This is a genomic window from Sporosarcina thermotolerans (assembly GCF_030067815.1).
Lineage (GTDB): Bacteria > Bacillota > Bacilli > Bacillales_A > Planococcaceae > Sporosarcina > Sporosarcina thermotolerans.
This window is the reverse complement of record NZ_CP125968.1, coordinates 160,855-175,120: the sequence shown is the minus strand read 5'-3', so window position 1 is coordinate 175,120 and position 14,266 is coordinate 160,855. Positions and strand designations below refer to the sequence as shown.

Below are 14,266 nucleotides of genomic sequence, written 5' to 3'. Positions count from 1 at the left end.
CAGTATATAGTTAGATAGAGATAAATCCAATTCGAAAAAGGTGATCGCATGAAAATTCGACTCCTCGTAAAAGACGCACTCGAAGCACAAGGACTGAAATGGCTACTGACATCCCAATGGAGCGATATCCAGGTGGAAATTGCAGAAACCGCAGATAATTCCATAGATGCTGACCTCTATATTATCGATATGACTTACATCATGACGGAGGAATTCGAACTACCGCCTCAAGCAGTATGGCTTGGAATCTCTTCCGAACGAACATTTCAAACGGTTTATAAGGCACTCTCTTTGAAGGCGGAGGATATTTTATTCCGACCATTCCAGCCTGATCGGCTCATCAAACAAGTCCAGCAAATCCGCTTCAGATGGCGGAATGAAAGGGAGCAGTTCAAAAGCTCCGGCCGACAGAAGGAAGGCATTCTCACGTACGAGAATCTGCTGATCGGTGAAACCATTCCAGAAAACCAAGTGCTTTTGAGTTTAATCGCACCATCGCGTGTAGGGGAACTTGAACATCTCGTCCGCGATTTAAAAAAACATGATTTTCCGCTCACTTGTGACATCTTTCCGTTTTCAGATTACGTCCTCGTCATCCATCGACAAGGGGAAGTACATGTTTTACAGGAAGCGTATTCAATGTTTTTTGCCCAATGGAAACGCCAGTCGGAAACCCTTTTAACAATCTATTTATACGCTAATGAAAATGGAGCAAGTTACCCAGAATTGTATAAAAAAGATGCTCCGCTTTCATGAACGGATTTTTTACGACGGTTATGATATTTTGACGATTGAGAATGAAGACCTTCATTGGCGGGATATGGATCCGTTTCTTTCACCGTTAGAGCAACGGCAGTGGGTGGAAATGCTTGAAAAGCGTCAAGTTAGGGAGATCAGAAGTTGGATGGAAAATGATTTCCTGACCTTGGAGCCACCTTTCCCAGATCCTGAAATGGTTCGTGTCCGTTTGTCGAGTATCCTTGCTCAGATTCGCCGCTACATGACCGCGAAATCATTGAAGTCGCAGAAAGTGGAGATAGATTACAATTCGCTATTTGAAACGGTCATCCGTGAACCGGTCATGTATCATATCGTTCAATCGTTCATCGGTTTCATTTCGGAACTGCTCCATACTTCTGCTGATGAGTCGCATCGGGAAGGTAACCTCGTGGACAAGGTACAGGAACGGATTGCCGCAAATTATTGGGATGCGACATGGAATTTGGCGGCATGCGCGGATGAGTTGAAGATACACAAAAGTACGTTGAGCCGAAAGTATGCAATGGAGGTGGGGGAGACGTTCAGCGATGCATTGTTAAAAATGCGGATAGAGGAAGCGAAGCGTTTATTGACAGAGACTGACTTATCGATTGCTGAAGTGTCAAGTTCAGCGGGCTTCACCCATTCCACTTATTTTAGTCGGCGGTTCAAAGAAGAGACAGGGATGACCCCTTATCAGTTTAGAATGAAATGGGTATAGGTTAAACAAAAAAAGCAGCGAAGATAGGATAACGGGTTCGGTTGATGGGGAGAAAAGTGCAATTAACAACGTAAATAACAGCTTAATCAGCATATATTTCAACAGTGAAATAGCTATATAAAAAACAAGTAAAAACGCTCAAATCTAAGCGTTTTTTTGCGAAATATTTTACTATCCTTATTGAACTAAAGCGCCCTTTTATGGAATAACAGAGAAGGAATCTATTAGCTAATTGTAATAACGGGTAGTATCTCATTTAAAATTATCTACTATTCCTTCTATTTTCCTAGCCGTTACGAGCTTTTCGTCATATGATACTATGATAAAATTTGGAAAACCATATAAAGAAGCATAAAACCATATGCATTTATTAAGAGTGTTCTAATCCAATGTGTTTTCAGAATTTTATCAAGATAAGGGCTTGCACTTCCCAGTGTATCTTTTGATAGCTTTGCTTGCCACTGTCCCCATAGAATTGCAGTAAGGAAATGTGAGATAAATTGAAAAACAAAAGCAACCCAAACTTGCCCTACCTGAATACTCTCAGGACGATACCAAAATAAAACTATTGAACCAACAAACCCAAGTCCAACTGGAATGAAAACCCAGTATGCGAGTTTTTTCCAATGGACACCCTGCACAATGTGAAATGTTTTGGGATCAACAAGCTGCTTCCAAGTCCTGAAAATGTCTACTTCGTGGGCCCAAATAGTCCCAACATTATAAAATGCAAGAACCAAATTCAGAACAAGAAAAATTTCTTCTGTCATATTGCACCTCCTTTGCCTAGATTCAGTATGGCTGTCATTTCTTAAACTACATTTGCATAGTTCTTAACCAAATATAACTTATAGTAATTCCATTTTGATTTTAACATACCCAATATATTTTTAAAAATTGTTCAACAATCTGCTCCGTTAGTTGAAGAACATTATTTCACAATCTTTAGTATATTTCAGCATAGATTTCTCATCTTCCTTCTATATTTTTCTTTCCAATATCCAATTAGCAAGTGTTTTAACAACGGAATTAACAAAGGCACATAAATTTATGCGCTGTTGCTAATTCCTGTGCCAATTGTGGTACCAATTCATCAATATAAAGCATCTAAATGTTGAAGCAACAAGAAAAACAGGGACACCAATTCATATGCGAATTGTCCCCGAACGCTGTGTTTTTTATTGTTTTCTCCCCATCAACCGAACCCGTTAAAGATAGGACAGAACCTTTCTTCACTGCTTTTTAGTTGAATGTATCTATTAAAAATTCTTTCGGAAGAATGGTGTTTTTTTCAAAGCGAGGCAAAGTGGAATGGCAATTAGCAAACCAACAACGCTTTGAATAAGGTCGCCCGGGATGGATGCGAGTGGCGCCACCCAGTTGTTATACATAATTCCTTGCCCGATATAGTAAACCGCCAGCATGACAGGTGTCGAGGCAACTGCTGCCAAAATGTTAAGTTTGACGCTATCTCCCCGGTGACCGTTCGACCAAGCGATCTTCCCGACGATATAGCCTTGCAGGGCACGGGCGACGATGGTCGTCGGTGCCCAAATGATCCAGCCGCCAAAGATATCGAATAAGCCCATCCCGATAGCTCCTGCTAACGCTCCCTTTTTCGGACCGAATAGAATGGCAACGATAAAAAGCGCACCTGTCCCTAAATGGATCAAGCCACCTTGGCCGATTGGAAGTTTGATGTTGATGAACATCGTTGAAATAAGGACGAGTGTAGATAGTATGGCGGTAAGCACCAAGTCAAATGTTCTTGCGCGTGTTGCAGATTGTGCGCTTGGTTGTATATTTTGCATGCTTTGAATAAAGCCTCCTCTTTCTTACTTTGTAAGATTTTTATTAATTTCATTTTACAGAACAACTGACCATCATAAAAGTGCCAGTTCAGATAAACTAATAGTGGTCAGATGAATGGAGAAGAAATTGTAAATCCTTCTATTCTTGCTTTCCTATTCTTGTGATACGATGGAGTAAATACAAGACGGATGAATTAGGTGGGAAATGTAATGAAAAAAGTTGCGATTATCCAAGATATGTCTTCTTTCGGGAAGTGCTCGCTCACTGCGGCGATTCCGGTCCTTTCTGTCATGGGTGTGCAGGCAGTGCCGCTGCCCACAGCAGTTTTGACATCACAAACAGAGTATCCAAGCTATTATTGTGAGGATCTGACGGCTAAGATGAGACATTTTACAGATGAGTGGAGCAAGTTAGGTGTTACATTTGACGGCATTCACACAGGATTCGTGACAGGAAAAGAGCAGATTGAAAACATCTTTTCATTCTTAGATACATTTTATAAGAAGGGGACAAAGCTGCTTGTCGATCCGGTGATGGGTGACCGGGGAGAGATGTATGATGTCTTTACGGATGAGTTGATCGGCTATATGAAGGAGCTTGCGAAGCGTGCGGACATCATTACGCCAAACGTGACGGAGTGCTGTTTGCTGACGCGCCTGCCATATGATAAGCTGCATAGCTACCAATCCAACGAGGATTACCTAACTGCAATTAGGGAGGCAGGGCATCAGCTTCAGTCAATGACTGGTGCAAGTGTCATCATTACAGGTTTGAATCCGCCGGCTATTTCGGGAACGGAGTACGTTGGCAATATGTATATCGACGGGAAGGGTTCGTTCCACAGCCTATTTGAGTCAAACGGCAAAAGCTATTCCGGAACGGGTGATTTATTTGCATCCGTCATTATGGGAGGCATGATGCGCGGTCAGGACGTGGAGGAAACGATGAAGTTAGCGGAGAAGTTCTTATCGGCTGCGATCGAAGCGACAGTAATGGAACGGATTCCAACAGTTGACGGTGTGAATTTCGAAACGTTTTTAGGGATGTTAATTTGAAATTAAACTTAATAAAGCAAGCCGCTCCTTGAATTATTCAAGAAGCGGCTTGCTTTATTTGAAGGATGATCAAAATAGTGCAGTGTAATTCACGTATCTTGTCAATAAAGTGAAGAAATGTAATTGATTCATAAACAATTATCTGAAACTTTCATATAGAATGATAGTAACGAAGAAGGGGGTCATTCAATTATGAAAACTGATACAGTGGAAAAGGTTATTCAATACAGAGGGACTAAACTAAATACGAAGGGGTGGCAACAAGAAGCGGCGCTCCGGATGCTTATGAACAATTTGCATCCTGACGTAGCGGAGCATCCTGAAAAGTTGGTCGTTTACGGAGGAATCGGGAAGGCGGCACGTAACTGGGAGAGCTTTGACGCGATTGTTTGTTCATTGAAAGAGCTTGAAAATGATGAAACGTTATTGATCCAATCTGGTAAACCAGTTGCAATTTTCAAGTCGCATACGGATGCACCAAGGGTTTTGATTGCAAACTCGAATATCGTTCCTGCTTATGCGAATTGGGATACATTCCATGAGCTTGATAAAAAGGGCCTCATGATGTACGGACAAATGACGGCGGGAAGCTGGATTTATATTGGTTCGCAAGGAATTGTGCAAGGGACATATGAAACGTTTGCTGAGCTTGCAAAACAGCATTTCGGTGGTTCATTGAAAGGAACGATCACGCTGACGGCGGGCCTTGGCGGCATGGGTGGAGCGCAGCCATTGGCGGTGACGATGGCGGGTGGCGTCTGCATCGGTATTGAAGTCGATGAAACGCGTATCGATCGCAGGATTGAAACTCGTTATACAGATGTGAAAACGGATTCGCTCGATGAAGCGATTCGACTTGCGGAAGAGGCGAAGGCGGAAGGTAAGGCGTTATCGATTGGGCTCCTTGGGAATGCATCGGATTTATTGCCAGAAATGATTGCCCGCGGATTCAATCCGGACGTCCTAACTGACCAAACATCAGCGCATGACCCGTTGAACGGCTATATTCCATCCGGTATGTCGCTTGAGGAAGCAGCAGCGCTTCGCGACTCCAATCCGGATGAGTATGTGAAACGCTCTAAAGCATCGATGGCTAAGCATGTTATTGCGATGGTTGAGATGATGGATAAGGGTGCCATCACATTCGATTACGGCAATAACATACGTCAAGTGGCGAAAGACGAGGGGGTTGAGCGTGCATTCGATTTCCCTGGATTCGTTCCAGCATACATCCGTCCGCAATTCTGTGAAGGGAAGGGGCCTTTCCGCTGGGTGGCGCTTTCGGGAGATCCTGAGGATATTCGTAAAACGGACGAAGTCATCCTTCGCGAGTTTAGCTATAATACGCATCTTTGCAATTGGATTAAAATGGCGCAGGAGAAGATTCAGTTCCAAGGTTTGCCTTCACGTATTTGCTGGTTAGGATACGGCGAGCGCGCACGCTTCGGTAAGATCATCAATGATATGGTCGCAAGCGGTGAATTAAGCGCGCCAATCGTCATCGGTCGTGACCATCTTGACTCGGGATCTGTTGCGTCCCGAACCGTGAAACAGAAGCGATGAAAGATGGCTCTGATGTCGTTTCCGACTGGCCGATTCTGAATGCGATGATCAATGCGGTTGGCGGAGCAACTTGGGTTTCCGTCCATCATGGCGGCGGTGTTGGAATGGGGTATTCACAGCATGCAGGAATGGTCATTGTTGCGGACGGAACGAAGGAAGCGGAAGTTCGACTTGAGCGTGTGTTGACGACTGACCCTGGAATGGGAATTGCCCGTCATGTTGACGCAGGTTATGACTTGGCCATTCAAACGGCGAAGGATAAAGGGGTTAATATCCCGATGATGGAAGGTGACAAGTAATTGAAGCCACTTTGGATTAAACATGCAGCGCAGCTTGCGACCATCGCGGGAAAAACGCACCGCGAAAACGCAAAGAAATGTCGGAATTAGGCATTATCGAAGACGGAAGCATTTGGATTGAAGATGGTGTGATTAAGAAAATCGGAACGACGGAAGAATTGGAGCAGCGGTATGGTGATCGTGCAGCTGAAGCTGAAATCATAGACGCAACCGGCCGTCTGGTGACACCGGGGCTTGTCGACCCGCATACACATGTCGCCTATGGTGGCAGCCGCGAGCGTGAGTTTGAAATGCGGCTCGAAGGTGCGACCTATATGGAAATCATGAATGCTGGCGGGGGGATTCATGCTACGACAAGGATGACGCGTGAATCGACGGAAGATGTGCTTGTGGAGCAAACGACACGCAGGCTTGATTCATTCCTAAAGCATGGAGTGACGACGGTCGAAGGGAAGAGCGGTTATGGCCTGGACCTTGAAACGGAACTTAAGCAACTTCGAGTTATGAAGCGTTTGAATGAAAGCCATCCAATCGATCTTGTGCCGACTTTTATGGCGGCACATGCCGTTCCGCAAGAATATAAAGGTAACGAAGATGAATATATTGATAGTATCATCAATGACATGCTTCCTGTAGTAGCGAAAGAGGGGCTGGCCGTTTTCAATGATGTGTTCTGTGAAGTCGGGGTGTTCACGCCGGAACAATCGGAGCGTATTTTGGAAGCAGGGAAAAAGCACGGGTTGATTCCGAAAATCCATGCAGACGAAATTGAGTCGTATGGCGGAGCGGAACTTGCCGCTAAAGTCGGTGCTATTTCGGCGGAGCATCTGTTGAAGGCATCTGACGTAGGCATCAAACAGATGGCGGAGGCGGGAGTGATCGCCTGTTTACTGCCGGCGACGGCGTTGTTTCTACGCGAGGAAGCGGCGAAGGGGCGACAAATGGTAGATGAAGGGGTTGCTGTTGCGATTTCAACGGATTGTAATCCGGGTTCATCACCGACAACTTCGATGCCACTCGTCATGAACTTGGCGTGTATTTCGATGCGATTGACACCTGCTGAAGCACTTGTCGCTGCGACAATGAATGCCGCTTGCGCGATCAAGATGGAAGAGAAAGTCGGATCGCTCGAAGTCGGCAAACAAGGCGATGTCGTCATGTGGAATATCGGAAATTATCAAGAGCTGCAGTATTTATTCGGCGTGAATCATGTCGATAAGGTTTGGAAAAGGGACAACAGGTTGTAGGGTAATGAATTGCCGCGTTTGGATAAATCGTTCAATCGCGGCCGTTTTTTAACAAATTTTTAGATCGAAAGGGGAAATTAGTGGAGCAAGTCGGGAAAAAGGGGAATTTGCAGCGGTCCAATCCGGGGATGTGGAAGTTTTTCGTTTTTAGCGCAATAGGGGCATTTATGTTTTTCGTTCCAGTGACGGTCGGTGGGAAAAGTTCAATTATGCTTGACCATATTGTGACGTGGATTCAAACGAATTTAGGGCCGGTTGTGCCTTATTATGCATTGCTTGTCATCATTGCCGGTGCGGCTTACCCGTTCATTTCAGGCAGTTGGAAGAAGTCGAAAGTCGATATCGTATTTTCTGTTTTTAAGTTGATGGGACTTATTGTTGGAATCATGTTAGTATTCGACTTTGGTCCAGCTTGGTTGTTCGAACCTGATATGGGCCCGTTTTTGTTGAATAAATTAGTCATTCCGGTCGGGTTATTAGTGCCGGTTGGTGCTATTTTCTTGGCGATGCTCGTTGGATACGGCTTGTTAGAGTTTGTCGGAGTGCTATTGCAGCCCGTTATGCGTCCTGTTTGGAAGACGCCTGGGAGGTCTGCAATTGATGCGGTTGCGTCTTTGTCGGTTCGTATTCTTTAGGTTTATTAATTACGAACCGGGTGTATAAAGAAGGGAAGTATACAGCAAAAGAAGCCGCCATCATCGCGACCGGTTTCTCGACGGTATCTGCAACTTTCATGGTCGTCGTGGCAAAAACTCTCGATTTGATGAGCATATGGAATTTGTTTTTTTGGGTCACGTTGGTTGTCACATTTGCCGTTACAGCCGTTACGGTGCATTTATGGCCATTGCGCTCCATGAAAAACGATTATTATGAAGGGGCTACACCGCAACCGGAAGTGAAACCTGAAGGCAAGCGGATGGCTGTCGCTTGGAAGGAAGCGAAGGAAACCGTCTCGAAGGCTCCTTCATTTGAGCGGAATATCGCAGTTAACCTGAAAGATGGGCTCGTAATGGCGATGGCAATTTTGCCATCAATTTTATCCATCGGTCTATTAGGGCTAGTGTTAGCTGAGTTTACACCTGTGTTTGATTGGCTTGGCTACATTTTCTATCCATTCACATGGGCGTTGCAGTTACCGGAGCCGATGTTAGTCGCAAAGGCGAGCGCACTCGGCATCGCTGAAATGTTCTTACCCGCGTTGCTTGTTGTGGAATCTGCGTTGGTTGTTAAGTTTGTTATCGCGGTTGTATCGGTTTCATCGATCATTTTCTTCTCTGCGGTCGTGCCGTGTATTGTATCGACGGAGATTCCGATTTCTATACCGAAGTTGGTCGTAATTTGGCTACAACGCGTTATTTTAACGATTATTATCGTCACGCCGATTGCGTATTTATTGCTATAGATGACTTTTCCGGAAGGCATTTCTGTCTTCCGGTTTTTTGTGTTTATGCGTATTTGGGGTCGTTTTTGCGTTTTAATGGATGTTTATGGACTTTTGCTGCAATTTATGAGTAATTTCGGGGATTTATGCGTTTTTGTGACGATTTATGAGCTTTTCAGTTTTTTCTCCCCTCATGTAATTTATCTGGCTATTGTTGAATGGACCGAATTGAATAAGTAGAAAAAAACCGGAACGCCACATTTCGAGGGAGTTCCGGTTTCCTGACAAATTTATTTTCCACCTAACATATTAAACAATCCACCTGCGATGCTGCCTTCATCTCGGGATCCGCCGCCTGGAGTTTGTGGAGCGGCTGCGAATACCCGGCTTGCGAGTCTGGAGAATGGCAATGACTGAATCCAAACTTTCCCTGGCCCTCTTAACGTTGCGAAAAACAGTCCTTCGCCGCCGAACAATGCAGTTTTGACGCCTTTCACCATTTCGATATTATAGTTAACGTCCTGCGTCATAGCAACGAGGCATCCTGTGTCGACGCGCAAAGTTTCGCCAGGCGTCAACGTCTTCTCGATAATCGTTCCTCCCGCGTGAACGAAAGCCATGCCGTCTCCCTCAAGTTTTTGCATGATGAACCCTTCACCGCCGAAAAAGCCTACGCCAAGCTTTCTTTGGAACTCCACCCCGACGGAGACGCCTTTTGCTGCAGCCAAGAACGCGTCCTTTTGACAAACGATTTTTCCATTATATTGACTCAAGTCCATCGGAATGATTTTGCCTGGATATGGGGCTGCGAATGATGCGTGCTTTTTGCCAGATCCTGTATTCGTGAACGTCGTCATGAATAAACTTTCACCAGTGATCAGACGTTTTCCTGCGCCCACCAATTTACCCATGATGCCGCTGCCGGAATTTCCGGAACCGTCTCCAAAGATCGTCTCCATATCAATTCCGTCCTCCATCATCATAAGGGAGCCGGCTTCTGCCACGACCGTTTCACCCGGATCAAGCTCGACTTCAACGAATTGCATATCATCCCCGTACAGTTTGTAATCAATTTCATGATTGTTCATAAAAAAGCCTCCCATTTCGTAGTTACTGATTAATACTACGAAGGGAGGCGAATGAAAGTTTCAGCGATTCTTTTTGATTTTATCAATATACTTCCATAGTAATAATACAACTTCATCTATATTGATTGCATGTTCATTATCCGCACCTAACTCTCTCAATGAACGCGAAACAACTTCCAAAATCGAAAGTCGCGGAGTTTGAGATTCTAGTTCATTCAAAAGGAAGTCCGTATATTGTTGGCCGGTTTCATCCCCGCATTTCACAAACTTTTCCTCAGTGGCATGCAATTTTTGTACAATTATGTTTCTCATCTCATCAATCGAAGGCTGGTTCATAGACATTGCTTTAAGCATAGACGGCCCAAGTAAAGTATCCCCGCTTTTGATTAAATCCTGCATAATGCCGTCCACACGTCGCATTGCGAAATGTACCAGTTTTTCAATATCGGGTTTCTCGGACGAGGCGGCTTTTCGGAAATGGGTGAGCTGTTGAATCATGCCTAAAATCATGATGGAACAATCGGTTATATGAGGTTCCGCTTCAATACCGTATATATCAACAAGCCGTCCAGATAACCAAGTTAATTCCTTGATGTGATGGGATCTGACATAATTACGAAGCTCTTCATCTCCGGAATAAAAAATCGCCTCATATACAGGCAGCAGATTCAATTCTCGATTTACATGCATTCTAACTAGGATTTGATGCACCAAAATCGTTTTATCGCTTTTATCCCGCCCGACAAGCAGTTCCCTTCTTCGGGTAATCGATTCTTCAGCCGCATGTTCGAGGATTGCAATGAGACATTCATTTTTGGAAGTGAAGTAATTATAAAACGTTCCTTTGGAAATTTTGGCCTCATCCAATATATCCTGAACGGATGTTGATGCGAAGCCTTTCTCGATAATCACTTTTTGAGCGGTTTGCATAACCCGCCGTTTACGCTCGTTCATCTATATCACCTATCTAATTTCGACTTTGGACTAATGGTACAAAATGATTTTATCAAAGAAAACGCCGTAATAACAGTGAAAGCAAATTTATTTTATATGAAAACGGTTTCTCGTATTGATTATTTTAGACTCCGGGTATAAACTAAAGAACGTGTCGAAAAAAATGTAAGATTGAATGGGGGAAAATTAATTGGATATTGATATAAAAAAGATGCACGAAAAGCCTCCATATGGAATGATTGCAATTCTGTTCTTCGGGGCGTTCGTAGCTTTTTTGAATAATACATTGTTGAATATTGCATTGCCGGTCATTATGAATGAATTTGAAGTTAAACCGTCTGACGTTCAATGGTTAACGACAGGCTTTATGTTAGTCAATGGTATTATGATTCCGGCAAGTGCCTTCTTTGTCCAGAAGTTTACAAACCGTAGATTATTCCTAACTGCGATGACGTTGTTTTCAATCGGTACTGCGCTTGCAATTTTTGCACCGACATTCGGCCTGCTTGTCACGGCAAGAATGATTCAGGCTTCCGGTTCTGCATTGATGATGCCGTTATTGATGAACGTCATGCTTGTCGCTTTCCCGATTGAAAGAAGGGGGTCGGCGATGGGGATGTTCGGTCTCGTCATGTTCACGGCTCCTGCAATCGGACCGACTTTATCGGGGTATATTGTCGAACATTACTCATGGCGTACACTTTTCGAAATCGTTTTGCCGTTTGCGATTCTAACGCTCATCTTTGCGTTTATCAAATTGAAAAACATTACCCCGAATACAGACGTGAAACTGGATGTCTTCTCGTTAATCCTCTCCAGTATCGGATTTGGAGGATTACTATACGGTTTCAGTTCAGCGGGGGATAAAGGCTGGGATGCTCCAATCGTTTATGGAACAATCGCAATTGGAGCGATTTCTTTGCTTACGTTTATCATTCGTCAATTACGAATGGAAGTCCCGATGTTAGACTTCCGGATTTATAAATATCCGATGTTCGCACTTGCATCCGTCATTTCCATTGTCCTATCGGTAGCGATGTTTTCAGGGATGATCCTGACTCCGCTCTACGTTCAGGAAGTTCGCGGCATTTCGCCGTTTGAAGCGGGTATCCTTATGTTGCCTGGGGCGATCATTATGGGATTAATGTCGCCGATCACAGGACGGCTTTTCGATAAATACGGAGCAAAAGTGCTTGCAATCACTGGGTTAGTGATCACAGTTATAACGACATTCTATTTAGTAGACTTGAATTGCATTCAGGGTATTATTACTTGATGGCACTTTACACAGTCCGGATGTTCGGGATGTCGATGGTAATGATGCCAATCATGACAAACGGCCTTAACCAATTGCCGATGAAATCGAACCCGCATGGTACTGCGATGAATAACACATTGCAACAAGTTTCCGGTGCAATCGGTTCTGCGATACTTCTAACGATAATGACGAAGAGGATGGAAAAGTCCGGCATGTCGCTTGCGGAAGAAGCGGCAACATCCGGTACTATACCATCAGATCAAAATGCATTGGCAACATTCCAGCAACAAATTGAAATGAAAGCAATGCTTGATGGCATCAATTTCTCATTCCTTATTGCAACGATCATTGCCACTGCAGCATTGTTCCTCACATTATTCATCAAAAGGGTTCGCCCACCGAAATTTGAACAAGTGGCGACAGACGATAAAATTGATACAGAAACGGTACAGGATTAATCTCCTGCACCGTTTTTTTGTATTTCATTAAAAGAAGGATTTAAGCCTAATAATGTCGAAGTGGATAAAGTGAAAGGGTTTTCAAAAGTCCGGTAGGAAAGGGGAAATGAAGACATGCAATTGAACAACTTTATCGGGGGATCTTGGCAAGGAAGCGGTGGAGCGGAGTATACTGCCGTCACGAATCCAGCAACCGGGGAAGAGCTGGCGCAAGTACGATTATCGACAAGTATTGATGTTGATCTGGCCGTTAAGGCAGCTAAAGAGGCCCAGAAAAAATGGGCGCTCGTGCCTGCACCAAAACGAGCGGATTACTTATATGCAATCGGCAATCTCATGAAGGAAAGAAAAGAGCATTTGGCGCAAGTGTTGACGAGTGAAATGGGGAAAGTCATCGAGGAAGGACGCGGTGAAGTCCAGGAAGGTATTGATATGGCGTTTTATATGGCTGGAGAAGGACGCAGACTGATTGGGGAAACAGTACCTTCCGAGCTGCAAGATAAATTCGCGATGAGCGTACGTGCACCGATTGGGGTCGTCGGTTTGATTACGCCATGGAACTTCCCTGTCGCAATCGCAACGTGGAAGTCGTTCCCTGCAATCGTCGCGGGGAACACATTCGTTTGGAAGCCTGCGACGGAAACACCGATGATGGCTTATGAAATGGCTCGTATTTTCGAAGAAGTCGGATTGCCGGCAGGTGTTGCGAACATCGTTTTCGGTTCAGGGTCCGAGGTAGGATCGGCAATGATCGAACATCCGGATGTCCGTGTCATTTCATTCACAGGTTCAACGGAAACAGGGCGCCATGTTGCGGAAACGGGCGGACGCCATTTGAAGAAAGTGTCTCTTGAAATGGGAGGTAAAAATGCGGTCATCGTCATGGATGATGCAGATATCGATCTTGCTGTTGAAGGGATTCTTTGGAGCGCATTCGGAACTGCGGGCCAGCGTTGCACGGCATGCAGCCGGGTCATTGTGCATAAAGATGTAAAGGAAGAACTTGAACAAAAACTATTAACTTCCATGAAGAGTTTGACAATCGGAAACGGTTTGGACGAGTCCGTTAAAATCGGGCCCGTTATCAACGGGAAGGCGTTGGAGAAAATTCAAAGCTATGTTGAAATCGGCAAAGGTGAAGGCGCGAAACTGTTGGCGGGTGGAAATGTGCTGACAGAAGGGGAATTCGCGAATGGTCACTACTTCGAACCGACTTTATTCACTGATGTGAAGTGGGATAGCCGATTAGCGCAAGAGGAAATCTTCGGACCAGTTGTTTCGCTGATTGAGGTTAGCAGCTTGGATGAAGCAATCGAAGTGAACAACAGTGTCATCTATGGTTTATCCAGCTCCATTTTCTCGAGGGATGTCAATAAAGTATTCCGCGCGCAAAGGGATTTGGACACAGGAATTGTCTATGTGAACGCAGGGACAACAGGAGCGGAAATACATCTTCCGTTCGGAGGAACGAAAGGAACTGGCAATGGGCATCGCGATTCGGGAGTGGCGGCGCTTGATGTATTCACGGAGTGGAAGAGCATTTACGTAGATTTCAGCGGGAAATTACAACGGGCGCAAATCGACACGGAATAAAGTGAAACTTCAATCAGTGGACGCTTTTCCCCACTGATTGTTAGTTGAACCAATCGGGCATTTACTGGCTGTTTCCCC

Annotated in this window: 8 protein-coding genes and 4 pseudogenes; 8 read left to right on the top strand and 4 right to left on the bottom strand. The window is 44.7% G+C overall.

The window, feature by feature from the left end; all coding sequences use genetic code 11:
- Nucleotides 1-48 precede the first annotated feature (48 nt).
- On the top strand, nucleotides 49-756 hold the full coding sequence (locus tag QNH10_RS00910) for a response regulator (RefSeq protein ID WP_283733155.1): 708 nt from the start codon (nucleotides 49-51) through the stop codon (nucleotides 754-756).
- Nucleotides 740-1,480, top strand: coding sequence for a helix-turn-helix transcriptional regulator (locus QNH10_RS00905; protein WP_283733154.1), 741 nt, complete (start codon nucleotides 740-742; stop codon nucleotides 1,478-1,480). Before QNH10_RS00910 ends, QNH10_RS00905 begins: the two co-directional genes overlap by 17 nt.
- 317 nt (nucleotides 1,481-1,797) lie before the next feature.
- On the opposite strand, the gene QNH10_RS00900 is transcribed toward QNH10_RS00905, so the two are convergent.
- A complete protein-coding gene (locus QNH10_RS00900; protein WP_283733153.1) occupies nucleotides 1,798-2,250 on the bottom strand; it encodes a hypothetical protein in 453 nt (150 codons plus the stop codon).
- A 489-nt stretch (nucleotides 2,251-2,739) separates the two neighbouring features.
- A complete protein-coding gene (locus QNH10_RS00895; protein WP_283733152.1) occupies nucleotides 2,740-3,291 on the bottom strand; it encodes an ECF transporter S component in 552 nt (183 codons plus the stop codon).
- Nucleotides 3,292-3,501: 210 nt separating this feature from the next.
- Here QNH10_RS00895 and QNH10_RS00890 point away from each other — a divergent pair, with 210 nt between their 5' ends.
- The 4 genes and pseudogenes from QNH10_RS00890 to QNH10_RS00875 all read left to right on the top strand — a co-directional run bounded on the left by QNH10_RS00890 (nucleotide 3,502) and on the right by QNH10_RS00875 (nucleotide 8,858).
- A complete protein-coding gene (locus tag QNH10_RS00890) occupies nucleotides 3,502-4,347 on the top strand; it encodes a pyridoxamine kinase (protein ID WP_283733151.1) in 846 nt (281 codons plus the stop codon).
- 192 nt (nucleotides 4,348-4,539) lie between these two features.
- Nucleotides 4,540-6,209, top strand: a pseudogene (gene hutU / locus QNH10_RS00885) (urocanate hydratase).
- A pseudogene (hutI, locus tag QNH10_RS00880) lies at nucleotides 6,210-7,456 on the top strand (imidazolonepropionase). It abuts the pseudogene before it with no gap.
- 128 nt (nucleotides 7,457-7,584) lie between these two features.
- A pseudogene (locus QNH10_RS00875) lies at nucleotides 7,585-8,858 on the top strand (YjiH family protein).
- Between the two features lie 269 nt (nucleotides 8,859-9,127).
- Here the strand turns inward: QNH10_RS00875 and QNH10_RS00870 are convergent.
- Together QNH10_RS00870 and QNH10_RS00865 are read right to left on the bottom strand one after the other, a co-directional pair.
- On the bottom strand, nucleotides 9,128-9,925 hold the full coding sequence (locus QNH10_RS00870; RefSeq protein ID WP_283733150.1) for a TIGR00266 family protein: 798 nt from the start codon (nucleotides 9,923-9,925) through the stop codon (nucleotides 9,128-9,130).
- Nucleotides 9,926-9,985: 60 nt separating this feature from the next.
- Complete coding sequence (locus QNH10_RS00865; RefSeq protein ID WP_283733149.1) at nucleotides 9,986-10,879, bottom strand: TetR/AcrR family transcriptional regulator; 894 nt, start codon at nucleotides 10,877-10,879, stop codon at nucleotides 9,986-9,988.
- A gap of 211 nt (nucleotides 10,880-11,090) precedes the next feature.
- Here QNH10_RS00865 and QNH10_RS00860 point away from each other — a divergent pair.
- Nucleotides 11,091-12,595, top strand: a pseudogene (locus QNH10_RS00860) (DHA2 family efflux MFS transporter permease subunit).
- A 114-nt stretch (nucleotides 12,596-12,709) separates the two neighbouring features.
- Entirely contained in the window at nucleotides 12,710-14,188 is a 1,479-nt protein-coding gene (locus tag QNH10_RS00855) for an aldehyde dehydrogenase family protein (RefSeq protein ID WP_283733148.1), read from the top strand.
- The last annotated feature ends 78 nt before the right edge of the window (nucleotides 14,189-14,266 follow it).